Source organism: Pseudobutyrivibrio xylanivorans DSM 14809, from assembly GCF_900141825.1.
GTDB lineage: Bacteria > Bacillota > Clostridia > Lachnospirales > Lachnospiraceae > Pseudobutyrivibrio > Pseudobutyrivibrio xylanivorans.
The window spans coordinates 153,322-178,316 of sequence record NZ_FQYQ01000004.1 but is presented as its reverse complement, the minus strand read 5'-3'; the positions used below and the strand labels follow the sequence as shown (position 1 = coordinate 178,316).

23 protein-coding genes and 1 other annotated feature are annotated in these 24,995 nt (G+C 41.2%); of the genes, 2 read left to right on the top strand and 21 right to left on the bottom strand.

The genetic code is table 11. The features are described from left to right. Positions 1-14 precede the first annotated feature (14 nt). The 12 genes from rpoB to BUA88_RS04840 form a co-directional block, all read right to left on the bottom strand. On the bottom strand, positions 15-3,920 hold the full coding sequence (gene rpoB, locus BUA88_RS04895) for a DNA-directed RNA polymerase subunit beta (RefSeq protein WP_072913465.1): 3,906 nt from the start codon (positions 3,918-3,920) through the stop codon (positions 15-17). Positions 3,921-4,148: 228 nt separating this feature from the next. Next, positions 4,149-4,523: a 50S ribosomal protein L7/L12 gene (rplL, locus tag BUA88_RS04890; protein ID WP_028234586.1), complete on the bottom strand. Its 375-nt coding sequence runs from the start codon at positions 4,521-4,523 to the stop codon at positions 4,149-4,151. 59 nt (positions 4,524-4,582) lie between these two features. Beyond that, complete coding sequence (rplJ, locus tag BUA88_RS04885) at positions 4,583-5,155, bottom strand: 50S ribosomal protein L10 (protein ID WP_072913463.1); 573 nt, start codon at positions 5,153-5,155, stop codon at positions 4,583-4,585. 46 nt (positions 5,156-5,201) lie between these two features. Next, positions 5,202-5,342, bottom strand: a sequence feature (ribosomal protein L10 leader region). Positions 5,343-5,371: 29 nt separating this feature from the next. After that, on the bottom strand, positions 5,372-6,067 hold the full coding sequence (gene rplA / locus BUA88_RS04880; protein ID WP_072913461.1) for a 50S ribosomal protein L1: 696 nt from the start codon (positions 6,065-6,067) through the stop codon (positions 5,372-5,374). Positions 6,068-6,150: 83 nt separating this feature from the next. Further along, positions 6,151-6,576, bottom strand: coding sequence for a 50S ribosomal protein L11 (rplK, locus tag BUA88_RS04875; RefSeq protein ID WP_028247600.1), 426 nt, complete (start codon positions 6,574-6,576; stop codon positions 6,151-6,153). A 111-nt stretch (positions 6,577-6,687) separates the two neighbouring features. After that, complete coding sequence (gene nusG, locus BUA88_RS04870) at positions 6,688-7,218, bottom strand: transcription termination/antitermination protein NusG (protein WP_028247599.1); 531 nt, start codon at positions 7,216-7,218, stop codon at positions 6,688-6,690. A gap of 14 nt (positions 7,219-7,232) precedes the next feature. Beyond that, positions 7,233-7,430: a preprotein translocase subunit SecE gene (gene secE, locus BUA88_RS04865; RefSeq protein WP_028247598.1), complete on the bottom strand. Its 198-nt coding sequence runs from the start codon at positions 7,428-7,430 to the stop codon at positions 7,233-7,235. A gap of 18 nt (positions 7,431-7,448) precedes the next feature. Then, on the bottom strand, positions 7,449-7,598 hold the full coding sequence (rpmG, locus tag BUA88_RS04860) for a 50S ribosomal protein L33 (protein ID WP_028234592.1): 150 nt from the start codon (positions 7,596-7,598) through the stop codon (positions 7,449-7,451). Positions 7,599-7,830: 232 nt separating this feature from the next. After that, positions 7,831-8,703: a carbohydrate ABC transporter permease gene (locus tag BUA88_RS04855; RefSeq protein WP_072913501.1), complete on the bottom strand. Its 873-nt coding sequence runs from the start codon at positions 8,701-8,703 to the stop codon at positions 7,831-7,833. A gap of 43 nt (positions 8,704-8,746) precedes the next feature. Beyond that, complete coding sequence (locus BUA88_RS04850; RefSeq protein WP_072913458.1) at positions 8,747-9,655, bottom strand: carbohydrate ABC transporter permease; 909 nt, start codon at positions 9,653-9,655, stop codon at positions 8,747-8,749. Between the two features lie 104 nt (positions 9,656-9,759). Next, positions 9,760-11,154, bottom strand: coding sequence for an ABC transporter substrate-binding protein (locus BUA88_RS04845; protein ID WP_072913454.1), 1,395 nt, complete (start codon positions 11,152-11,154; stop codon positions 9,760-9,762). An 88-nt stretch (positions 11,155-11,242) separates the two neighbouring features. Then, entirely contained in the window at positions 11,243-12,256 is a 1,014-nt protein-coding gene (locus tag BUA88_RS04840) for a LacI family DNA-binding transcriptional regulator (protein ID WP_028247594.1), read from the bottom strand. A gap of 347 nt (positions 12,257-12,603) precedes the next feature. Here BUA88_RS04840 and BUA88_RS04835 point away from each other — a divergent pair, with 347 nt between their 5' ends. Further along, the gene (locus BUA88_RS04835) at positions 12,604-15,039 is read left to right on the top strand and encodes a glycoside hydrolase family 94 protein (RefSeq protein WP_072913451.1); all 2,436 of its coding nucleotides are present in this window, start codon (positions 12,604-12,606) and stop codon (positions 15,037-15,039) included. Between the two features lie 94 nt (positions 15,040-15,133). Beyond that, complete coding sequence (locus BUA88_RS04830) at positions 15,134-16,033, top strand: RluA family pseudouridine synthase (protein ID WP_072913498.1); 900 nt, start codon at positions 15,134-15,136, stop codon at positions 16,031-16,033. On the opposite strand, the gene BUA88_RS04825 is transcribed toward BUA88_RS04830, so the two are convergent. The 9 genes from BUA88_RS04825 to BUA88_RS04785 form a co-directional block, all read right to left on the bottom strand. Further along, on the bottom strand, positions 16,014-16,475 hold the full coding sequence (locus BUA88_RS04825) for a J domain-containing protein (RefSeq protein ID WP_072913448.1): 462 nt from the start codon (positions 16,473-16,475) through the stop codon (positions 16,014-16,016). The genes BUA88_RS04830 and BUA88_RS04825 overlap by 20 nt on opposite strands. 96 nt (positions 16,476-16,571) lie before the next feature. Further along, positions 16,572-18,605 carry a glycoside hydrolase family 13 protein gene (locus BUA88_RS04820; protein WP_072913446.1) on the bottom strand — a complete coding sequence of 678 codons (2,034 nt, stop codon included), beginning with the start codon at positions 18,603-18,605 and terminating at the stop codon, positions 16,572-16,574. Positions 18,606-18,816: 211 nt separating this feature from the next. Then, positions 18,817-20,700, bottom strand: coding sequence for an ATP-dependent zinc metalloprotease FtsH (gene ftsH / locus BUA88_RS04815; protein ID WP_083572398.1), 1,884 nt, complete (start codon positions 20,698-20,700; stop codon positions 18,817-18,819). Between the two features lie 9 nt (positions 20,701-20,709). Continuing rightward, positions 20,710-21,234 carry a hypoxanthine phosphoribosyltransferase gene (gene hpt / locus BUA88_RS04810; protein ID WP_028247590.1) on the bottom strand — a complete coding sequence of 175 codons (525 nt, stop codon included), beginning with the start codon at positions 21,232-21,234 and terminating at the stop codon, positions 20,710-20,712. Further along, positions 21,227-22,591: a tRNA lysidine(34) synthetase TilS gene (gene tilS / locus BUA88_RS04805; RefSeq protein WP_072913440.1), complete on the bottom strand. Its 1,365-nt coding sequence runs from the start codon at positions 22,589-22,591 to the stop codon at positions 21,227-21,229. Before tilS ends, hpt begins: the two co-directional genes overlap by 8 nt. Continuing rightward, positions 22,554-22,868 (bottom strand): septum formation initiator family protein, encoded by a 315-nt coding sequence (locus BUA88_RS04800; protein ID WP_072913437.1) that lies wholly within the window; start codon positions 22,866-22,868, stop codon positions 22,554-22,556. The genes tilS and BUA88_RS04800 overlap by 38 nt, the downstream gene beginning before the upstream one ends. Positions 22,869-22,870: 2 nt before the next feature. Further along, positions 22,871-23,110 carry an RNA-binding S4 domain-containing protein gene (locus BUA88_RS04795; protein ID WP_015548569.1) on the bottom strand — a complete coding sequence of 80 codons (240 nt, stop codon included), beginning with the start codon at positions 23,108-23,110 and terminating at the stop codon, positions 22,871-22,873. Positions 23,111-23,220: 110 nt separating this feature from the next. Next, a complete protein-coding gene (locus BUA88_RS04790) occupies positions 23,221-23,493 on the bottom strand; it encodes an HU family DNA-binding protein (protein ID WP_015548570.1) in 273 nt (90 codons plus the stop codon). Between the two features lie 229 nt (positions 23,494-23,722). Continuing rightward, complete coding sequence (locus BUA88_RS04785; RefSeq protein ID WP_143151399.1) at positions 23,723-24,994, bottom strand: hypothetical protein; 1,272 nt, start codon at positions 24,992-24,994, stop codon at positions 23,723-23,725. Position 24,995: the final 1 nt, after the last annotated feature.

Below are 24,995 nucleotides of genomic sequence, written 5' to 3'. Positions count from 1 at the left end.
AGCTCCCTTCCTATTTATTCCTCATCAAAATCTGTTGGTATATCAGAAAAATCATCTTCTTCATCTTCGAACTGCTCTTCCTCGTCATCTACGAGCTCGCCCTCAGTATCAAACTTCTTTGTAGAGAAGCCTGCCTGTGCAAATGAGCTATCATCCTCGAAAGCGAAGTTTCTGTCGCTACCTGCGATAATTGCATTGAGGTCAGTATTTCCATATTCACTTGTCTCCATGAGCTCAACCTCTTCGCGGTTCTCATCAAGAACACGAACATCAAGACCAAGTGACTGTAATTCCTTAAGCAATACCTTGAATGACTCAGGGATGCCTGGCTCAGGGATGTTTTCACCCTTAATAATAGCCTCGTATGTCTTAACACGTCCGATAACATCATCTGACTTCATTGTAAGGATTTCCTGAAGTGTATATGATGCACCATAAGCCTCGAGGGCCCAAACTTCCATCTCTCCGAAACGCTGTCCACCGAACTGTGCTTTACCACCGAGTGGCTGCTGAGTAACAAGAGAGTAAGGACCAGTTGAACGTGCGTGAATCTTATCATCTACAAGGTGGTGAAGCTTCAGGTAGTGCATGTGTCCGATTGTAACAGGGCCATCAAATGGCTCGCCTGTACGACCATCGCGAAGCTGAACCTTACCATCTCTAGAAATTGGAACACCCTTCCAAAGAGCTCTGTGAGCGCGGTTTGTAGATAAATACTCCATAACATCCTCACGAAGTACATCAACATACTTATCGTAGAATGTCTCCTCACCGTTCTCAGCCTCTTCCTTATCAAATGGCATATTTACATAGTCATTTGCAAGCTCAAGAGTATCCTGAATATCAATTTCCTTTGCACCATCAAATACTGGTGTCTCAATGTCAAAGCCAAGAGCCTTTGCAGCAAGTGAAAGGTGAATCTCAAGGACCTGACCAATGTTCATACGTGAAGGTACGCCCAATGGGTTAAGTACAATATCAAGTGGACGACCGTTTGGAAGATATGGCATATCCTCTACTGGAAGTACACGAGAAACTACACCCTTGTTACCGTGACGACCGGCCATCTTATCACCTACACCAATCTTTCTCTTCTGAGCGATGTAGATACGAACTGACTTATTAACACCTGGAGAAAGCTCATCGCCATTCTCACGTGTGAATACCTTAGCATCAACAACGATACCGTAAGCTCCGTGTGGTACACGAAGTGAAGTATCACGAACTTCTCTAGCCTTCTCACCGAAGATTGCAAGAAGAAGTCTCTCTTCTGGAGTACGCTCTGTCTCGCCCTTAGGTGTAACCTTACCAACAAGGATATCACCGGCACGAACCTCAGCACCGATACGGATGATACCGCTCTCATCAAGATCCTTAAGAGCATCATCACCAACACCAGCTACGTCACGAGTAATTTCCTCTGGTCCGAGCTTTGTATCACGAGCATCAATCTCATACTCTTCAATATGGATAGATGTATAAACATCATCCTGAACGAGGCGCTCTGAAAGAAGAACGGCATCCTCGTAGTTGTAACCTTCCCAAGTCATGAAACCGATAAGTGGATTCTTTCCAAGGGCAAGCTCACCATTCTTTGTAGAAGGACCGTCAGCGATAACCTCGCCAGCCTCTACATGATCGCCCTTGAATACGATAGGGCGCTGGTTATAGCAGTTAGACTGGTTAGAACGTGTGAACTTAAGAAGATCATACTCATCTCTTGTTCCGTCCTCGTCAGCCTTAACGATAATACGCTTTGTCTCAGCCATCTCAACGATACCTGCACGCTTAGCAACAACGCAGACACCTGAATCGACTGCTGTCTTTGGCTCCATACCTGTACCAACTACTGGTGCTTCTGTTGTAAGAAGTGGAACGGCCTGACGTTGCATGTTTGATCCCATGAGGGCACGGTTAGCATCATCGTTCTGAAGGAATGGAATAAGGGCTGTAGCAACTGAGAATACCATTTTAGGAGATACGTCCATGTAATCAAACATAGTCTTATCGTACTCCTGTGTCTCCTCACGGAAACGACCTGATACGTTCTTTCTCATGAAGTGGCCTTCTTCGTCAAGCTTGACGTTAGCCTGTGCTACATGGTAGTTATCCTCTTCGTCGGCTGTCATATAGACAACCTCATCTGTTACACGAGGATTCTCTGGGTCTGACTTATCAATACGTCTGTATGGCGCCTCAACAAAACCATACTCATTAATACGAGCATAGCTAGCAAGAGAGTTGATAAGACCGATGTTTGGTCCTTCAGGTGTCTCGATAGGGCACATACGTCCGTAGTGCGAATAGTGAACGTCTCGAACCTCGAATCCGGCACGATCTCTTGAAAGACCACCAGGACCAAGTGCTGAAAGACGTCTCTTATGTGTCAACTCACCAAGTGGGTTGTTCTGATCCATGAACTGTGACAACTGTGATGAACCAAAGAACTCTTTGATTGCAGCTGTAACAGGCTTAATGTTGATGAGGTTCTGTGGAGAAATGTCCTCAAGGTCACGAGTAGTCATACGCTCACGTACTACCTTCTCAAGACGTGAAAGACCAATTCTGTACTGGTTCTGTAATAACTCACCAACTGCACGAATACGACGGTTTCCAAGGTGATCGATATCGTCATCCTTACCGATAGCGTACTCAAGGTGCATATTATAGTTAATAGATGCAAAAATATCCTCAACAGTAATGTGCTTTGGAATAAGATCTGCTACTGAACGAGCAATTGCATCCTCGATATCTTCTTTTGAAGTGTTCTCTGAAAGGATTCTCTCAAGAACAGGATAGTAAACGAGCTCTGTAATACCAAGAGCCTTAGCATCACAATCAACAAACTTAGTGATGTCTACCATCATATTAGAAAGAACCTTTACATTGCGAGACTCTGCCTGGATAAATACATGAGTAACAGCTGCATTCTGAATATCATCAGCCATCTCAAGTGTAACCTTATCTCCAGCCTTTGCGATAATCTCACCTGTAGTTGTATCGATAACATCCTCAGCAAGAACATGTCCAGCAATACGGTTTCTGAGCATAAGCTTCTTGTTGAACTTGTAACGACCAACCTTAGCAAGGTCATAACGTCTTGGGTCAAAGAACATACCATGAATAAGTGACTCAGCGCTATCCTTAGCAAGAGGCTCACCTGGACGAAGTCTACGATAGAGCTCTAAAAGGCCTCCCTCATAGCTACCCTGTGGGTTCTTCTCTGTAATAGCTGGATCCTTTGCAAATGTAGCAAGAATCTTTGGCTCCTCGCCAAATACATCAATAATTTCCTGGTTAGTTCCTAAGCCAAGAGCACGAATAAGGACAGTAACAGGTACCTTTCTGTTACGGTCTACACGAACATAGAAAACGTCATTGGAATCTGTTTCGTACTCAAGCCAAGCACCACGGTTAGGGATTACAGTACATGAATATAACTCCTTACCGATTTTATCGTGACCAATTGCATAGTAAATACCTGGTGAACGAACAAGCTGTGATACGATAACACGCTCCGCTCCATTAATTACGAATGTGCCTGTATCTGTCATAAGTGGCAAGTCACCCATGAAGATTTCGTGCTCCTGCATGTCGCCGGACTCCTTGTTTACAAGGCGCACTTTAACCTTTAAAGGTGCTGCGTATGTTGCATCTCTTTCTTTGCACTGTGGAATTGTGTACTTCACCTCGTCTTTACACAGTGTGAAGTCAACAAAATGCAATTCAAGCTGGTTACCCCTGTCTTGAATAGGTGAGATATCTGCGAATGCTTCCTTTAATCCGTCCTTAACGAACCAGTCGTAACTGTTCTTCTGGACCTCGATTAAATTAGGCATCTCAAGTACCTCTTTTTGTCTCGAGTAACTCATACGCAAGTTCTTTCCAGCTTTCACTGGACGTATTCTGTTTTTCTCCATTGACGTTCCACCTCTCATTTTATTTTTAATTTGGATATATCTTTCAATAAAAGTGTGGCATATTTCCAGCCATGAAAAAAGGCATAGGAATGCACACTGCACCATAATAGTGCAAACTACATTCTATGCCAAATGCAATACTAAAGTCAAGAAAAAAATTGTATTTATTTTAAAGCAAAAAATTGGCAGGTCCCAAAAGACCTGCCAATAGAAAATTCGTAACAATAATTACTTAAGAGTAACCTTTGCACCGATCTCCTCAAGCTGAGCCTTGATTGACTCTGCTGTAGCCTTATCAGCTGCTTCCTTGATAACCTTAGGAGCGCCATCAACGAGCTCCTTAGCTTCCTTAAGACCAAGGCCAGTTGCCTCACGAACAACCTTGATAACCTTAACCTTCTCAGAACCTACTTCTGTAAGCTCTACGTCGAACTCGTCCTTCTCCTCAGCTGCTGCTGCATCGCCAGCTGCTGCTGCAACTACAACGCCTGCTGCTGCAGAAACGCCGAACTCTTCCTCACATGCCTTTACAAGGTCATTTAACTCTAATACGCTAAGCTCTTTGATAGCTGCGATAAACTCTTCTGTTGTCATCTTTGCCATGATAATTTTCCTCCATTAAAAAATTAATATAAATAATTATTTGTTTTGAGTATTCTAAATTACTCTGCTGGAGCCTCTGCTGGCTCCTCTGCTGGTGCCTCTGCCTCTGCTGCTGGAGCTTCCTCTGCTGCAGGTGCCTCTGTAGATGCGCCACCCTGCTCTGCGATCTGGTTGAGAACACGAGCGAAGTTTGTGATTGGTGACTGTAAGCTTCCAAGTAACTTTGAAAGAAGTTCCTCTCTGCTTGGTACTGCTGCAACTGCTGCCATACCCTTAGCATCATAGAATGTTCCTTCAACTACACCTGCCTTGATCTCAAGGTTCTGAGCTGTCTTACCAAACTTAGCAAGAATTCTTGCTGGTGCTGTAGCATCATCCTTTGATACAGCGATTGCACTAGGTCCCTCAAGAACCTCGTCAAGCTGTGCAAAGTCTGTTCGTTCGAAAGCGCGCTTCATAAGAGTGTTCTTGTAAACCTTATATGTAACGCCAGCTTCACGAAGCTGCTTACGTAACTGTGTGTCTTCTGCAACTGTAAGTCCACGAGCATCAACAACTACAACTGAAGCTGCATCTTTAACCTGTGCTGAAATCTCGTCAACGATTGGCTGCTTTAATTCAACTTTTGCCACGAATTTTTTCCTCCTTATAATATTTTTGTGTTGCTTATATGAGGATAAAGTAATAAAAAAACCTCTATGCCCATAAAGACATAGAGGTTTGATTAGTCGATAAATACTTAATCGTCCTCGGCTGGTAGAGATAAATCTCTTTACGGCTAACGCCACCTGCTGTCTTCGGCAACAACTTTGTGCATTATATCATTATGTATATTGGATTGTCAACAATTAGTTTGAAACCTTTGCAACATTAAGCTTAACGCCAGGTCCCATTGTAGGAGCAAGTGAAATGCTCTTAATGTACTGACCCTTTAAGCTTGATGGCTTAGCCTTGTTGATTGCATCCATAAGAGTCTGGAAGTTGTCCGCTAACTGCTCCTCTGAGAAAGAAGCCTTTCCGATAGGTACATGGATAATGTTTGTCTTATCAAGTCTATACTCAATCTTACCTGCCTTGATTTCCTCAACAGCCTTAGCAACATCCATAGTAACTGTACCAGCCTTTGGGTTTGGCATAAGTCCTCTAGGTCCAAGTACACGACCAAGACGACCAACAACACCCATCATGTCTGGTGTAGCAACTACTGCATCGAACTCATTCCATCCTTCGTTCTGGATCTTTGGAATAAGCTCCTCGCCACCAACGAAATCAGCACCAGCAGCCTGAGCCTCGTCAAGCTTTGTACCCTTAGCGAATACTAAAACTCTAACTGACTTACCAGTTCCGTGTGGAAGTACAACAGCACCACGGATCTGCTGCTCTGCGTGACGTCCGTCACAACCAGTTCTGATATGAGCCTCAATTGTCTCATCAAATTTAGCAGTAGCATTCTTCTTAACCTGAGCGATTGCTTCTGCTGGATCGTATGCAACTGACTTATCATATGTAGCTACAGCTGCAACGTATTTCTTTCCTCTTTTCATGTTTACCTCCTGTGGTTAATCGAGCCCTAAGCTCTCCCACTCAATAAATTAATAGTAAGAACGTTGTTTTCGCTAAGCTGTAATTACTCTACAACCTCAACGCCCATTGATCTACATGTTCCCTCGATCATGCTCATAGCTGCCTCAAGTGAAGCTGCGTTAAGATCAGGCATCTTTGTCTCTGCGATTTCCTGAACCTGAGCCTTTGTGATCTTTGCAACCTTTGTCTTATTAGGTGTGCCAGATGCCTTCTGGATCTTGCAAGCCTTCTTAATAAGAACTGCTGCTGGTGGAGTCTTTGTAATGAAGCTGAAGCTTCTATCTGCATAAACAGTGATGATAGTAGGAACGATTGTATCTCCCATATCTGCTGTCTTTGCGTTAAACTGCTTTGTAAACTCCACGATATTTACACCGTGCTGACCAAGTGCTGGACCTACAGGTGGGGCTGGTGTAGCCTTGCCTGCTGGAATCTGTAACTTGATATAGCCTTCGATTTTCTTTGCCATTATCCTATTCCTCCTGCAAAAAATCTAATGTAACCTCACGATTGCTCCGCAATCCTGAGAGGTCGGTCAGTGCCATTTGAAATTATGGCTGCGCCATAGGGCACTTCCCTCTTAATCTAATTTGCGTACGTCCGTGAAATCAATCTCTACTGGAGTCTCACGTCCGAACATCTCAACGCTGATTGTAACTGTCTGCTTCTTAGCATTGATAGACTTAACAACGCCGACAGTATCTTTCCAAGTACCATCAATGACGCTAAGTGTATCTCCGACCTCGAAGTCAACCTCAACGCTGACTTTCTCAGTGTTATCACCTAGTAAGTAAGCCTTAACTTCTGCCTCTGACAATGGCACTGGCTTGCTTCCTGGTCCTACGAAGCCTGTAACACCTCTGGTATTTCTGACAACGTACCAGGTCTCGTCATTCATAATCATCTCAATAAGAACGTAACCAGGGTACATCTTCTTTGAAACTTGCTTTTTAACGCCATCCTTAGTTTCTGTTACCTCAACCATAGGTACGCGTACATCAAGAATCTGCTCCTCGAGATGTTGTGTCTCGATAGCCTTTTCAATGTTTGTCTTGACTTTGTTCTCATAGCCTGAGTAAGTATGAACTACATACCACTTTGCCTCTGCCATATCCGATGCCTCCATTATAAATTAACTAGGATATTTACACCTTTGTTGATCACTGCATCTAATACGATGATGATCACTGCTACAACTACTGACACAGCAACAACTGCTGTTGTCTGCTTTGACACGTCTGTTGGGTCTGCCCAGACAATCTTGTTAAATTCTGCCTTGAGACCTGCGAAACGTCCTGACTTTGTTTTCTTCTCTTCTGCCATAATAGCACCCCCGTTGGACTATTTAGTCTCCTTGTGCATTGTGTGTTTCTTGCAAAATCTGCAGTACTTCTTTGTTTCCATTCTGTCAGGGTGTGTCTTCTTGTCTTTTGTCATGTTGTAATTACGCTGCTGGCATTCTGTACATGCCAATGTTATCTTTGTGCGCACAACTTCCACCTCCGTTAAAATTCTACTTTGGTCTTACTTACACTCACTCATCATAGCGAACAATTTGATGAGGCGAAAAAAGAGCATAAAAAAAAGACCTGCTTTTCTTAGTCGCTAGCAAAATATATCACAGCTAGTCAAGTCTGTCAAGTCTTTCGCAAATATTAAGGGGACTAAATTTTAGCCCCCTTTATTTTATACATGTTATGTTAAATCCTGTCAACGGGAAAACCTATCCCTTCACGCCACCAAGAGTTACACCACCTACGATGTGCTTAGAAAGGATAAGGTAAACAATGATTACAGGGAAAATTGAGAATGCAATCATCATATAAACCTGTCCCATATCAAACTTAAGCCAGTCAGCTGAACGAAGCTGAGCAATAAGAATAGGAAGTGTCTTCTTTGTATCATCATGAAGCACAAGCGCTGGAGTGAAGTAATTATTCCAGCTGTTTACGAAGCTGAAGATTGCCTGTACAGCAATAGCTGGCTTCATAAGAGGTACTACAATCTGATTAAATGTTCTAAACTCTCCAGAGCCATCGATTCTGGCTGCCTCTACAAGCGAAAGAGGAAGTGTTGAATCCATGTACTGCTTCATATAGAAGAATACAGCTGGAGATGCAATTGCTGGCACAATAAGTGCTGCAGGGTTGTTATCCAGTCCCATCTTATCGATTAACTGTAAGAAACCAAGTACAGTAACCTGTGTTGGAATCATCATAATCATAAGAATGAATGTAAACATAAACTTCTTACCCTTAAAATCGTAGGCGTGAATTGCATAAGCTGTCATTGCAGAGAAGTATGTTGCAAGACCAGCTGTTAAGAATGCAATTACAAGTGAATTAATCAAACCATTAAGAATAGGAAGTGTTCCGTTTTTAAGGTTTGTCCAGTTCTCAACAAAGTGAGTACTTGGAACTGCTGTAAATCCCAAGCTGAGCTCTGAGTTACTTCTTGTGGCATTGATAAACAATACATAGAACCAAAACAGGCACAAGAATGAAATTATAATCAATACTACATATGATACTACTCTTCTAGCATGTACAGAGGCACCAGTGTCCTGCTTGCCTGCTATAGTAGTGTTAGCTGCCATATCCATAATATTTTACCTCGTTTCTATTTAAATAACTATAGAATTACTTCACCTTATCAGAATTTGTAAACTTGAATACGATCAAGCTTAAGATACCAGTTATTACAAACAGGAATACTGAAAGCGCACCAGCTAAACCATAGTTCTTGCTGAACAGATGCTTGTTCAGATACATGATAAGTGTCATTGATGAACGCATTGGATCACCTGTTCCGTTTGTTAAAATCTGTGGAACATCGAACATCTGCAAACCACCAATAAGTGATGTAATCATAACGAAGATTAGAATAGGTCTAAGTAGTGGTAATGTAATTTTATAGAAAATCTGAGTAGATGTAGCTCCATCTACCTGTGCAGCCTCAAAAAGTGATGGATCGATACCCAACATTCCGGCCATCAGAAGAATTGTCGTATTTCCAAACCACATAAGGCAGTTCATTGTTGCTACAAGAGTACGAACTGTCCAGACGTGACTCATAAATTGATATGCCTCTTTAAAAACTCCAATCTGCATAAGCATAGAGTTAATAGGGCCACTATCTGAGAATAATGTAAAGAATAACATCGCAAAAGCAGATGCCATAATTAAGTTTGGTAAGTAAATTACTGTTTTAAAGAATGTTTGACATTTAAGTCTAAGCGATGGGTCTGTAAACCAAGCTCCCAACAGAAGCGAAAGTAAAATCTGTGGAATAAAGCCCATAAGCCACATTATCATTGTGTTTATAAAATATGTAGGCAAATCACCATTTGCGATAATTGTGCCATAGTTCTGAAGCCCTACGAAGTTAGGACCAATCTGAGTAAGACCTGAACGGTAATTCTCAAAGAACGAATTGTAAATAGTTGTTGCCAATGGCACCAACTGGAAAATTAAAAAGATTACTGTAAATGGAATTAAAAATATGTAGCCCCATTTGTTGTAGCTTACTACTTTGCTCTTCTTGTTCATAAGTGCTCCCTTTTGTATTTCTTTAATATAGGGCGCACAGGACTAATACCCATGCGCCCCCCAATTATTTTATTTCCCGCAAATTGTAATTGTAAAATTACGAATTACTCGGCTGTAAGCTCTGGATACTTCTCAACGATTGCCTTCTTGAACATATCAAGAGCCTCTTCCTTTGTAGCATTACCCTGGAAGTAGTTCTTTGCTGCCTTCTGGAGTTCTTCGTTACATCCCTGATCATATGCAGAAATGTTTGAAAGGTCTACCTTCTCAGCACCATCAGCGAGCTGCTTGTATGGGTTCTGTCCGCCAAGAAGAGCAATGTTTCCATCATCTGTAGAAGCAAGTTCTGCAAGAACTGACTTGCTGTTTACGCAATCCTGATCCTGTGTAGCAATATCCTTAAGGATAGCCTTGTCTGTTGTCATCTTAAGGATGATATCCTTTACAAGGTTAGCATTGTCTGTACCTGTTGCAGCGCAGATCCATGTACCACCCCAGTAGTAAGACTGTGGTCCTACACAGTATCCCCAGCCACCCTGGCTAGCGATTGAAGCAGGATCATCTGCGTTAAGGCAGAAGTTGAAGAACCAAGCTGGTCCAAAGTAGCAGAATACCTTTCCTTCTGGGTTCTTACCCTTTGCCCAGTCATCACCCCAAAGGTCATCTGTATCCTCAGCCTTTGCATCTACAAGAGCCTTAGAATCATCAATCCACTTCTCAATGTTCTTATCCATAACAACCTTGCCGTCCTGTACCCACTTGCCAGAAACGTTGTTAGAATATACACGGAATGTATCGTTTACTGAGCACATTGTGTAACCAGCCTCAGCTACCTTAGCTGCTGTCTCGTTGTACTTATCCCAATCTGCTACAGCTGCCTGTACTTCATCAGGATCATCTGTTCCAAGAACTTCCTTAGCTGCTTCTCTGTTGTAGATGAAACCAGCTGAGCAAGCCTGCCATGAAGAACCCTTTAACTTACCATTGCTATCTGTAACGATAGACTGTGTATATGTATACTGATCAGCAAGATCTGCATCTGTGATACCAAGATCTGCTAATGCCATCGCATAATCTGTGTCAACATACTTAAGAGCGTAATCAGCTTCTACTAAGAATAAATCTACCTTATCATCAGCTGCTGCTGACTCCTGTGCAAGAAGAGCCTCATCAAGGTTGTTCTGGTATGCATTGTCTGTAGAAGGAGTAATTGTCCAAACTACCTCAACATCACCAATCTTACCGTGAGTAGCGTCAACCTCTTCGTATCCAGGATAGTGAGACTTAAGTCTTGACTGGAACTCATCATTCCAACACTGGATATTAAGAACTTTACCTGTATCTGCAGGTAACTCTGCTGCAGCTTCTGTAGCCTCTGTCTCAGTAGCTGCTGTGTCTGCTGGTGCTTCTGTGTTAGCTGAATCAGAGCCGCCACAACCAGCAAACATTGTTGCTGTCATTGTTGCTAATACAAGCAAACTAACAATTCTTTTTTTCATTTTGTGTTCCTCCCAAATTTTTTACGTGTTCTTCACGTATATTTTTTAGTTTCTGCATTCTATATAAGTTGATTTCTCAACTAAATGCCTAGTTTAGTTTCTTAAGAGTATCACCCTCGAGCAACCAGCCTTTGACTGTAATCTGTTGGATTAATGTAGTCTTAGGCTTTTCAATTAAAGCTACCAGACTCTTAGCTGCCAGAGTGCCAAGCTCCTCAGTGTTCTGTCTGTAGGTTGTTAAACGAGGTCTGATGTGTCTTGCGACCTTAATTCCATCGAATCCGATAACCGAAATGTCATCCGGAATTTTAAGTCCTCGTTCTGCTATAGCTCTCATGCCGCCGTATGTAGCATAATCGTCTGGATAAAAAATACAGGTTGGTCTAGTTCTAAGCTTAAGAAGCTCTAGCGTTCTTTCATATGCACCATGTGTATCTCTATAAGGAGATTCCTTGATGTATTCTTCAGGAACTTCTATCCCGTATTCTTCAAGTTTTCTATTAAATGTAACTAGTCTTAAATTTGTTGTAGCAGATTCAGCGCCGTGAATATATGCTATTCTGTTATGTCCATTCTGCACTACAAAATCGACCAAATCTGACATTCCACCAACATTATCGGAAAGAATTGTAGTTGTTTCATTATAGATATGATCAATTGTGACCACCGGAATGTTGCTCTTTACCAGTTCAACTACCTCCGGATCATCAAAATGTACATTTGCTATAATTACTCCATCAAATCGTCTGTATCTTGCATGCTCAAGATAAGATGCTCTTCCCGGTCTACTTCTATCATTCGATATAAATGTTATATCGTACCCCTCTCGTTCTACTTCCCTCTTAAAGCTTTCCAGAACTCCTGCAAAGAAATCATGTGTCAATCCGCTGTTCGCATCATCCATAAAAAGAACTCCTATATTATGGGTGCGATTTGTTTTCATTGATTTCGCAGCTGCATTAGGTACATATCCCATATCTTTAGCAGCTTTTCGAATTCTGGTCTTTGTTTCTGCACCAATATCGCTATGGTCGTTCAAAGCCTTACTAACAGTAGCTATTGATACGCCACACTCAGATGCAATGTCTTTCAGTGAAACCATTGCTCTCTCCCAGCTGTATATTTTGTTTCTCCCTTAATCGTTTTCGCAACTTAAATATAGCTCGATTTAAGTAGATAAACAAGTCTTTTTCGAAAATTTGGATTTTCGTTAGATTTTACTACTTCAGTTTAGTGCATTTTGCACAAAAATTCAATATGTATTTGCTTTTTTAGCCCGTTATGATATTCTTTAAGTGGAATAACCATGTTTATTTACTTAAACGTTTTAGGTTATTATATCTCGAAAACGGCTTATGTATAGGCTCTCAGCTACTTAATCGTTTACTTTAATTTATATAAGCCGTGCTTTGAGATAATATAAATTAGATTACTAAAAGGGAGGAAAACATGAAATACGGATTTTTCGATGATAACAATAAGGAATATGTTATCACAACTCCAAAGACTCCTTTGCCATGGATTAACTATCTGGGCTGCAAGGATTTCTTTACATTATTATCAAACACTTGCGGAGGTTATACCTTCTATAAAGATGCAAAGCTTCTTCGCATGACTAGATATCGTTACAACGATACTACACCAGATACAAATGGTAAGTATTTCTATATTAAGGATGGCGATACAATATGGAATCCAGGTTGGCAGCCAACAAAGACTGAGCTTGACTCTTATGAGTGCCGCCACGGTATTGGCTATAGCAAGTTCACAGGCGTTAAAAATGATATCGAAGCTGCTCTTGTTACTTTCGTACCTTTTGATGATCCTGTAGAGCTTACTAAGGTTACTCTTACAAATAAAGGAAATACAAAGAAAGATATTACTCTTTTCTCATATGTAGAGTGGTGCCTCTGGAACGCTGATGATGACATGAAGAACTATCAGCGTAACCTTTCAATCGGTGAGGTTGAGGTTATTGATTCTACAATCTATCACAAAACTGAATACAGAGAGCGTCGTAATCACTACGCTGTTTACTCTGTAAATGCAAAGATTGATGGTTTCGAAACAAGCCGTGATGAGTTCAGAGGAGCTTACAATGGTCCTGATAAGCCAGCAGCTGTTATTGAAGGAAAGCTTCATAACACAATAGCTTCTGGTTGGTATCCAATCGCTTCACACCAGCTCAACGTTAGCTTAAACCCAGGCGAGTCAAAGACATTTGTATTCGCACTTGGTTATGTAGAAAACGCTGAGGATGACAAGTGGGAGAAGCCAGGCGTAATCAATAAGAAGAAGGCTACTGCTCTTCTTTCTAAATACCAGACTACAGAGGATTTCGATAAGGCTTTTGCAGCTCTTAATGCTTACTGGAATGACCTCCTTAGCAAATTCCATATCGAGTCTAAGGACGAGCATGTAAACCGTATGGTTAACATCTGGAATCAGTATCAGTGTATGGTTACATTCAACATGTCACGTTCTGCTTCTTACTACGAGACAGGTATTGGTCGTGGAATGGGATTCAGAGATTCTTGCCAGGATCTTCTCGGATTCGTTCACCTTATTCCAGACCGTGCAAGAGAGCGTATCATTGATATCGCTTCTACACAGTTCCAGGATGGTTCAGCTTATCATCAGTATCAGCCACTTACAAAGAAGGGCAATTCTGATATCGGTTCTGGATTTAACGACGATCCACTTTGGCTCATTGCAGGAACTTCAGCTTACATCCGTGAGACAGGTGATACATCAATCCTTAACGAGACTGTTCCATATGACAATGATATGTCAGTTGCAACATCTCTTATGGAGCACTTAAAGCGTTCATTTGATTACATCGTAAATCACAAGGGTCCACACGATCTTCCACTTATCGGTCGTGCCGATTGGAATGACTGCTTGAACCTTAACTGCTTCTCAGAGCATCCTGGTGAAAGCTTCCAGTGCTTTGGTCCTTCAGAAGGTCCTGTTGCTGAGTCAGTATTCATCGCTGGTATGTTTGTAAAATATGGTCGCGAGTATGCAGATCTTTGCAAGCTTATGGGAGACAATGCAGAGGCAGACAGAGCTCTTGCTGAGGTTGATAAGATGATTAAGGCCATCGAAAAGGATGGTTGGGACGGCGAGTGGTTCGTACGTGCTTACGATGCTTACAGCCATAAAGTTGGTTCTAAGGAATGTGACGAGGGACAGATTTACATCGAGCCACAGGGTATGTGCGTAATGGCTGGTGTTGGTGTTGAAGATGGCAACGCTAAGAAGGCCCTTGATTCAGTTAAAGAGAAGCTTGATACAAAGTATGGTGTTATGATTCTTCAGCCAGCTTACACAAGATATCATCTCGAGCTTGGTGAAATCACATCATATCCACCAGGATACAAGGAGAATGCAGGTATCTTCTGCCACAACAATCCTTGGATTTCTATCGCTGAGACTTGCATTGGTCGTGGCGACAGAGCATTTGAAGTTTACAAGAAGACTTGTCCATCATACATCGAGGACATTTCTGAGATTCATAGAACTGAGCCATATGTTTACTCACAGATGGTTGCTGGTGCAGACGCTAAGTTCCACGGTGAGGCCAAGAACAGCTGGCTTACAGGTACAGCAGCATGGACCTTTACAAATATCTCTCAGTACATCTTAGGTATTTACCCAACACTTGAGGGACTTTCAGTAAATCCATGTACACCTGCTGAATTCGGTGATTTCAATGTAACTCGTGTTTACCGTGGTGTTACATACAACATCGAAATCAAGAACCCTAACAAGGTACAGAAGGGCGTAGCAAGCTTGCTTGTTGATGGTAAGGAAATCGAAGGAAACATCATTCCATTCGACGGTAGCAAGAAGACAGTAAATGTTGTTGCTACAATGAAATAGTTTCTTTTCATTTTCTTCATATATATTAATTTATTCTCCTTCGAAAAAAGAGCCGACGTTGACCGTTCGGCTCTTTTGCTGTTTAATGATGAGTATGAATCGAACACTTACTTACACAATCCCAACTGAATATGACGGATTTCAAATAGATAAATTCCTCAAAGCCCAGGGCTACTCATCTGCCAACATTACCGCCATTAAGAAAATGCCAAACAATGTGGTTATAGATAGCGAGTGGGTTCACATGAATAGAAAGCTTAAGGCTGGAGAGGTTTTAACTGTAAATATTTCTGAGGAAGATTCTTCTGAAAAGATTCCAGCAGTAGAAATCCCTTTAGATATTGTTTATGAGGATGAAGATATTATTGTGATAAATAAGCCTGCTGGGCTTTCAATTCATCCTAGTCTAAATCACTACGAGGATTCCCTTGCAAATGGACTGGCATATTACTATGAGCAGCAGGGCAAACCATTTATATTCAGATGTGCTAATAGATTAGATAAAAACACTTCTGGGCTAACGGTTATTTCCAAGCATCTTGTCAGTGCCAACATTCTTTCCACAATGGTAAAGAACAGAGAGTTTCACAGGGAATACTATGCCATCGTTCGTGGCACACTAGATGAGCAGGAAGGCACTATAGATGCTCCTATTGGACGTGTTAGCGACTCAATCATCACAAGACAGGTGGATTTCGAAAATGGTGAAAGAGCTGTCACCCACTACAAAGTTATGGACGAAAAAAATGGGCACAGCCTCATCTCAATTCATCTTGAGACAGGCCGCACCCATCAGATTCGCGTTCACTTTAAATATATTGGTCATCCTCTTATCGGGGATCATTTATACAACCCTGATTTCGAGTATATGCAAAGACAGGCACTGCACTCTCGTAAGATTGCCTTTACCCATCCAATAACAAAAAAGGTAATGGAGTTTGTGGCTCCATTACCTGATGATATGTCTACAATATTTAGTTCATCTGAGACTTAAGGTCCTCGTACTCTCTGTTGATTTCAGCTACTGTAGCTGTATCACCTGCATCCCCATCTGGATGATAAATCTTAATAAGATCCTTGTAGCGCTTTTTAAGTGCTTTCTGGGTGGATACGCCCGAGAAGAACATTTCGCCGTGGACTATGTTGTCAGATGTTGTAACACCATATTCCTGCTGCGCATTGTTCGCCTGAACGTGGTCATAAAACTTTTTCTTGCGCTCAAACTGCTTTTTATCATCAGCAAGCTGTTGAGTCTCTCTAATGAGCATTTCCCATTTCATCTCAAACTGCTTTTCCTGCTGCTCGAGGGTATGTATCCTAGCCTCGACTTCTCTTTTTTCTTTTAATAAATCGTTCCATGCTTTTTCTAACTCTTTATGTCGCTTCTCAAGTGCTTGCATGTCGATCTTGTCCTGACATGTGAGATCTTTCGCCATAATATTTCTCCCGCTTAAATTACCATTTTTCATTGGTTTGTTTTATTCTAACACGGTAACTTAAGCATTGTAAATTAGAACAATGGTCTATTATTTTTAAATTCTTTTGTACACTATGCCCGAATTTGGTCCAAGTGAAATATGAAGATTTCCACCCTCAACAGTTATATCGGTCGGCATGATGGAATACCCAACCTCATTACTTAAAATCAATCTCTCAAGTTGACAATTTAATGGTACACCGGCCATCCAAACCGGCACATCTACATTGATTTCGTTACCGTTTGAATTGATCAAAACTATAATTTGCTCATTGCTGGTAAATCTTCCGTAGCTAATAAATCCCTGCCCGCAATTCAAAAATGTGAAGGATCCTTCCTTTATTGCATGACTCTGTTTGTGAATCATAATCATGTCACGGGTGTAATCAATCAAATCGTAATTCGCACTTCCCCATGGATAAGTACGACGACTATCCGGGTCAGTAAATCCACATACACCTGCCTCATCGCCATAATAAAGTGTAGGTGCTCCAGGCCATGTGAACTGAATCATCTCTGCAAGCTTCATCACAGGAATGCTTACACCATCTTCAGCAGCCTTCGTGCCCTTTGTTGCTATTCTTCCTACGGTATGATTAGTACGTGTTAGGAAGCGTGAATGATCATGATTTGAAAGCTGATTCATTGCACAATACAAGGATGGGGTCTTGAGCCTAGCCATAAAATGAAGCATTGTGTTTTTGAAGCGGTCACCATCTCCCAGGGCACTAGGCTGAAATTCATCAGAATGCTTTTCCATGCCTGTAAGGAAATAAGTAAGGGGCTCCATAAAAGCGTCATAATTCATAATGGTATCCCACTGGTCACCTGCCAGCCAAGCTGAAGGATTTCCATAGTGTTCAGCCAAAATTATGGCATTTGGATTAGCCGACTTAACAGCATCTCTAAAATCACGCCAGAATTTATGGTTAAACTCCTCAGAGTGTCCCAAATCTGCCGCAACATCAAGGCGCCAGCCATCACAGTTATATGGCTCGCTAACCCATTTTTTGCCTATATTTAGAATATATTCATAGAGCTTAGGAGAATCCTCGTAATTCAGCTTAGGGAGCGTATCATGGCTCCACCAGCCGTCATAGCTCTTGTTATCCGGCCAACTATCCTCATAGAACTTAAAGAAGCTGTTATAAGGGCTATCCTTGCTCTCATAAGCGCCTGGGGCGTAGCCCTCTGCCTTTGAATAAATCTTCTCTCTATTGAGCCACTTGTTGAAGGAACCGCAATGGTTAAATACACCATCAATAATTACACGGATACCCTTCTGATGAGCCTCATTAACAAAGTCAGCGAAAAATTTATTGCTGGCTTCAAGATTCTCCTTGTTTGTAACACGAAGCTTATACTTAGTGGCGTGAGTATTATCGTAATCGCCTGGTTCAAGGCACTCTCCGCCATCATTTTTAATTACTGTAAAATGAGGATCAATATAATCGTAGTCTGAAGTGTCGTACTTATGATTAGAAGGAGACACAAACAGCGGGTTAAAATAGATTACCTCTACTCCAAGACTCTTCAGATAATGAAGCTTCTGACGAACACCCTCTAAATCTCCGCCGTAAAATCTGCCTATATCAAGATTTGCTGGCATAGAATTCCAGTCCTTTACTCCCTCGACTGGTGCACCAACATAATGATACTCATTTGTTTCTACGTCATTTGATGGGTCACCATTATAGAATCTATCCACAAGAATTTGGTACATAACTGCACCTTTAGACCACGCCGGTGTGGAAAAGCCAGGCATAATAGAAAACTCATAGTGCTCCCTGTAATCTCTCCACAGACCTACACGGTCATAGTAATAGTGATCAAGACCCACTACGAGCTCAAAATAATATCTGAATTCCTTTTCGCCCAGTTGTACTGTACAGGAATAAAAATCAAACTCACCACGAGTTCTGTCCAGGTGCATACGCTGGGTAAGATTGTCTGTCTTAGACATCAAAAAAACATCAACATCTTCCTGGTGATAAACTCGAATACTAATAGTAACCAGGGAATTCTCATCTGGTTCCATTGGATATCTGTATTCAGCTGTTCCATCTGAGTATATTGCATGGATATTCATGTGAATCCCCCTAGCTGACTAGCAATATTTTTAGATAGTAAAAAAGACAGCAACGATCGCTGTCTTTTTAGGAGAAGGTATTTTTACTATGGGGTTAGTAAAAATTATATAATGTATTGGGGGGTTTTTACGATGTTTATTATATGGCGGTGCAACACTTAAGTGTGCACAAACATACCAAAACCTCTCAATATTTTTTGTGCATATTGCACTAATTATCCCAGTTAATACCTTCTACAGCGACTCCCTCGAGGCTTTCTTCGGTATTTTCATCCTTCACTTCATTCCCAAATAAAGCTTCGAATTCTGATCGGCTAATCTTTTCTTTCTCTAATAATAGATTAGCACATTTGTGTAAAATAGGTTCATTCTCTTTCAAAAGTTTCACAGCTTTTTCATAACATTCATCGATAATCGCCTTAACCTCATCATCGATGGCCTTAGCTGTTGCATCTGAGAATCCCTTAGTATGAGCCAAATCTCGTCCAATGAAGACCTCTTCTTCGTCGTCTCCATAATTAACCATACCAATATTCTTTGAGAAACCATACTTGGTAACCATATTTCTGGCTGCCTGAGTAGCCTGCTTAATATCTTGAGATGCACCTGTTGTCACATCATCGAATATAAGCTCTTCCGCAACTCTACCACCTAATGAAACCACAATATCCTGAAGCATCTTGCCCTTGGTATTGAACATTTCATCGTTTTCATTAATAGGCATAGTGTAGCCTGCTGCGCTGGCGCCAGTAGGAATAATAGAAACAGAATATACAGGACCTACATCCGGAAGCACATGGAATAAAATCGCATGTCCACTCTCATGGTAAGCTGTAATCTTCTTTTCCTTATCAGAAACCACACGGCTCTTCTTTTCCTTACCAATACCAACCTTTACAAACGACTTCTTAATATCATCATTTGTAATATATTGTCTGTCCTCACCTGCTGCAAGAATGGCTGCCTCATTAAGAAGGTTCTCCAAATCTGCACCTGTGAATCCAACTGTAGTCTGAGCAATCTGTCGAAGATCAACATCGTCGCCCAAACACTTATTGCTAGCGTGTACCTTAAGAATTTCTTCACGTCCCTGAACATCTGGACGTCCAACAAATACCTTTCTATCAAAACGTCCTGGACGCATGATAGCATGATCTAAAATATCAACACGGTTTGTAGCTGCCATAACGATAATACCTTCGTTCACACCAAAACCATCCATCTCTACAAGGAGCTGGTTAAGTGTCTGCTCACGCTCATCATGGCCGCCGCCCATACCTGTACCACGGCGTCTTGCAACAGCATCAATCTCATCAATAAACACTATACATGGTGCATTCTGCTTTGCTTCAGCAAAAAGATCTCTTACTCGGGATGCACCTACACCAACGAACATCTCCACAAAGTCCGAGCCGGAAATTGAGAAGAATGGAACTCCTGCTTCACCAGCAATAGCCTTAGCCAGAAGTGTCTTACCTGTTCCCGGAGGGCCTACAAGAATAACACCCTTAGGGATACGGGCTCCAAGCTTTGTGTATTTCTTAGGATCCTTGAGGAAGTCGACAAGCTCCTCAACCTCTTCCTTTTCTTCCTTAAGGCCGGCCACATCATTAAATCTAGTGTGAATATCCTCTTTTGTAGACATTTTGGCGCGGCTCTTGCCAAAATTCATCATCTTGGCATTGGCACTCCCTCCGCCTGCACCCTGAGCATTCATCATAATCATAAAGAGAATGAATACTGCTCCAAGCACAATAAGCATTGGTAACAGTTCAGAGAGCCAGCTATCGTGTGGAATATCGCTAAGACTGTATGCAATATCCGCTTCTGTAAGCATCTTCTGCAAATCATTTACATCAGATACATATAATGTAACTGTATCCCCTGTTGTGAGCTTAATACTAGCTGCACCAGTAGGAACTTCCTCATTCTGAGTAATCGTAACAGATTTGACCTGTTCTCTTTTAATTGCACCTTTAAACTCCGCCATAGAATAGGTGGTAGTTTTGTTGCCCATACTGCTATAAAGAATAGCTAAAACAACTACTACAAATAGGGCATAGATTATCAATCCTGAAGCTCTGTTTTTCTTCAAAATGTCCTCCTAATCTAGCTCAACAATACCGATGTATGGAAGGTTACGATATTTCTGGTCATAATCAAGACCGTATCCAACAACAAACTGATCTGGGATTGTGAAGCCTGTATAATCAACGTGAACATCAACTTCTCTGCGGTCAGGCTTATCAAGCATTGTAACCATACGTACTGACTTTGCTCCACGGTCCTTAAAGAGCTGGCCGAGATAGTTAAGTGTGTTACCGCTGTCGATAATATCCTCAACGATGATTACATTCTGACCTGTTGGATCTAAATCAAGGTCCTTCTTAATCTTAACTACTCCAGAAGAAACTGTGCCTCCGTCATAGCTTGATGTAGCCATGAAATCGATGATAACTGGCACTGTAATTCTCTTAGCAAGCTCACATGCAAAGAATGAAGCTCCCTTAAGGATGCAAACTAAAAATACTGTCTCACCCTCATAGTCCTTACTAATCTGTGCTCCAAGTTCAGCAATACGTGCTGCTAATTCATCCTCTGGTAAAAGGACTCTGATGTTCTCACTCATTTCCTATTCCTCCGTAAACTATCTCTAATACACGAGTGGTATTATTAGAGATTTTGTAATATTCGCTGATTCTATAGCCTACCACCCACATTACATGGCTACCATCACATACCAGGATGATTTTATCTCTCATGTGACGAGGTATTTTTTCATCCACAAAATAGTCCTGAATGGACTTGTGATTTCCAGCCGAATCGATAGTAAGATAATCCCCTTCAGCTCGGGTTCGTATAACAACATTATCCGTTATTCTATCACAATCAAACCATTTAGTATAGGTTGACGTAGGGTATTTCATGCCCGGCTCAAGGTCGAATTCACGGTAGGAAATTGTACCTTTTGGATCCTCTTCTTCCTCCTCATCTATCACATATAAATGCTCGTAGGAAATGATAAGAGTCTTTTTATATGGAAGCTGTACCTGTCGCTCTCCCTCCTCCGAAAGAAGTCCCATAATGCTTTCAATATGAACAGCACTTACGTCCTTCTGGTTCGGCATAAAACCACTGAGATACTCTTTTAAAGCCTGACTGGCAATGACCCTAGGAGCGGTGACAAAAGCCCTTTTTCTAAGTTTATCTCCATCATCCTTGGCTATAGCCAAAAGCCCTTTCGCCTCAAGTGAGATATAATCCGCAACTTCCATCAATCTGTTAGTCATATCGGTAATATGCTCTAACGCCTTAGAATTAATTTCTGAAAGTTCTGGTAAGATATTGTGTCTTATTCTATTTCTATCGTAAGTAACCTCGGAATTGGTTTCATCCACGCAATAAGCAATCTCATTATCCTGAATGAATTCCATTATTTCTGCCTTTGGAATCTCCAGCAATGGACGTATAATTCTTCCTCTGGTTGGGGCTATTCCACACATTCCATCCAATCCTGTACCTCTTGCCATATGAAAAAGTACAGTCTCGGCGTTATCGTCTGCATTATGGGCTATAGCAATCTTCACAGTCCTCTCTGCACTATTGCCCTCTAGCTCCTTTGCATAGGCTTCAAAGGCCTCATATCGCGCCATTCTAGCCTCTTCCTCAGTGGAACGACCCGATTCTGCTACCATGGCAGGAATATCCACTCTAACGACCTTTAAAGGCACCTCAAAATCTCTACAAAGACTCTCTACATACGCCTGATCCTCATCAGCATCCCCTTCCCTTATGCAGTGATTTACGTGAAGGGCATGAATCTCTAAATCGTACTCCTCTTTTAAGGCAAGTAGTACAAAAAAAAGGCATACAGAATCAGGTCCTCCGGATAAACCTAAGACCACCCTGTCGCCTTTGTTTAACATATTATTTTTTTGAATATAATCTCTAATCTTCTTTTTGTCTAAAAATGATCCAATTGTCATGTGTCAATCCAAGCTTCTGTGAAGCCTCATTTTCTATGTATTCGTCACTACCGACGTAATCTTCCTGTTCTTTAAGCTGCTGGCTCTTTTCGTTGGCTGCATCCAGCTGAGTCTGTAAAGTCTCCTCCTTCTTTTTGAGCTCCTCATTTTTATCATAGAGGCGCACAATCTGAACAGTCATTACACCTATCATAAAAAGCATAATAACCGCAACGTATATTCTACCTGTGGAGGTTTTCTTTCGTCTTCTAACCTGTTTTCTTTTTTTCTTTGCCATAATTATAAATATTTAAAAAGATCTGCAGCTGCATCCTTCTTTGTAGTGTCCTGAATATCAAGGACCTCAACCTTCACATTTTTATTTCCAAATGCTATCTCTATTATATCACCAACTTTAACATCAGTGGAAGCTTTCGCAATTTTTCCATTAATTTGTACACGACCGCTGTCACAAGCTTCGTTAGCAACAGTACGACGTTTTATCAATCTACTTACTTTTAAATATTTATCTAATCTCATTGTCGTTAATTCAACCTCATTCTCTCACAACATAAGCTAGTAGGGTTTAGAATAAATAAAGGGGCTCGGAACCCCGAACCCCATAATGATTCTAAAAATCAAGAAATTAATTAGTTGATAGAATCCTTAAGAGCCTTACCAGCCTTGAACTTAGGAGCCTTAGATGCAGGAATCTTCATCTCAGCGCCTGTCTGTGGATTTCTACCTGTACGAGCTGCTCTCTTAGAAACTTCGAATGTACCGAAGCCAACAAGCTGAATCTTCTCCCCCTTCTTAAGCTCTTCAGCTACAACCTCTGTGAAAGCCTTTACAGAAGCCTCAGCATCCTTCTTTGAAATGTTAGCCTTGCTAGCGATAGCTGCTACTAATTCTGTCTTGTTCATTACTTATTCCTCCTCGAGAATTGTTATTTTTATTTTAGGACCAAAATCCTTAATAACTACAATATCCTTTATAATTGTTTTATATAACAGTGTCAACACAAAAACCCCAAAAAATCCCGATTTTATAAGGGTTTTATGAAATATTACAAATTTCTAACGTGATTTTTAACTATAATTACCATTTACAAACCCTTGATTTTCTAGGATGTTCACATCTTTTTCACACAAATTAGTTCATTAAGTTGCTTATAAGGTCGGAAATCGTTGATAAATAGTCAACTTCGTAGTCGTAATCACTCTTAATTGAACTGCCTGCAGTCTCCTCTTCTCGACCATTTGAAACAGTTTCGTCAATAATTTCCTGAGCCTGTTCAGACGCCTCTCCAGCAGTTTCATTTGAAGTTTCATTTGAAGTCTCATTTGTAGTTGTTCCGCTGTCAGTTTCTGCTTCCATAGTCAGGGTGATCTCTGCCGTCTCAGAATTAACCACCAAAGTCTTTTTCCATGCTTTATAGCCTGAACATTTAACTACAAGCTTATGTGTTCCGTACTGAATATACTGTGGCTCGTTTGTATCCACAATCTTACCATCTATATATACGTAGGTTTCCGGTACTGTCACAAGAAACGTCATCAGGCAATAAGATGGCCCATCGCCTTTCATCAAATCAAGATCAACCAAAATATTTTCATCACGGTTAACCGTTATTTCCTGTGAGCCTCCCCATCCATTATTTGCCACAGTTACAAGATAGGTTCCCTCTGGCACTTCTATAGTTTCATTCCCATTTACCATAGAAACAATTTTGTTTCCGATAAATATCAGGCTTCCATCAAATACTGACGTATTTACAAGACTAATAAAACCATGTCCTGTTGTTATTGCTATAGAAAGCACCTCTTTATCTTTACCTGTTACAGTAATAGCGTCATCATTACCAATATTCTCCAAAAGAATCTTTGCACTGTCAGAATAAACCTTTGTTTTATCCGTAATCTTGTAATTCTTTCCATCAATAGCTATTAAGTTTTTCGATGCATCTATGGAATACTTTTTAATATCCTCATACATCCACACATCTGCTGATTTCTGCACCTGACTAAGTGCTCCAGAAGCTGGCAGAAAATCTCCGATAGAAACTACTGTGCCAGTTGTGAATTCGGCCCAGGTATCGGTAGTGCCATATTTATTTAAGAATTTAGTGGTCATATTGTATTTATAGCGAAGCTGTTGGTCGGATTTGATAGAATATAGAGCTATTGTCTCATCGGTCATATCCAGATTTTCAACGATATAAAGCTCTGGCTCCTGTGTTTCTGATTCAGCCTCTGCCTCCTGGTTCTCCACATCTTCAGTATCCTGATTTACATTCTGCAGCGCCGAACCAGTATAGTTAGTGACAGTGGCATTGTTTCGATGTCCACATCCCAGCAATGCCCCTGTGCAAATAACTGATAATACTATTAAATTAAACCATTTTTTCGTAAAAATCCCTCTCATG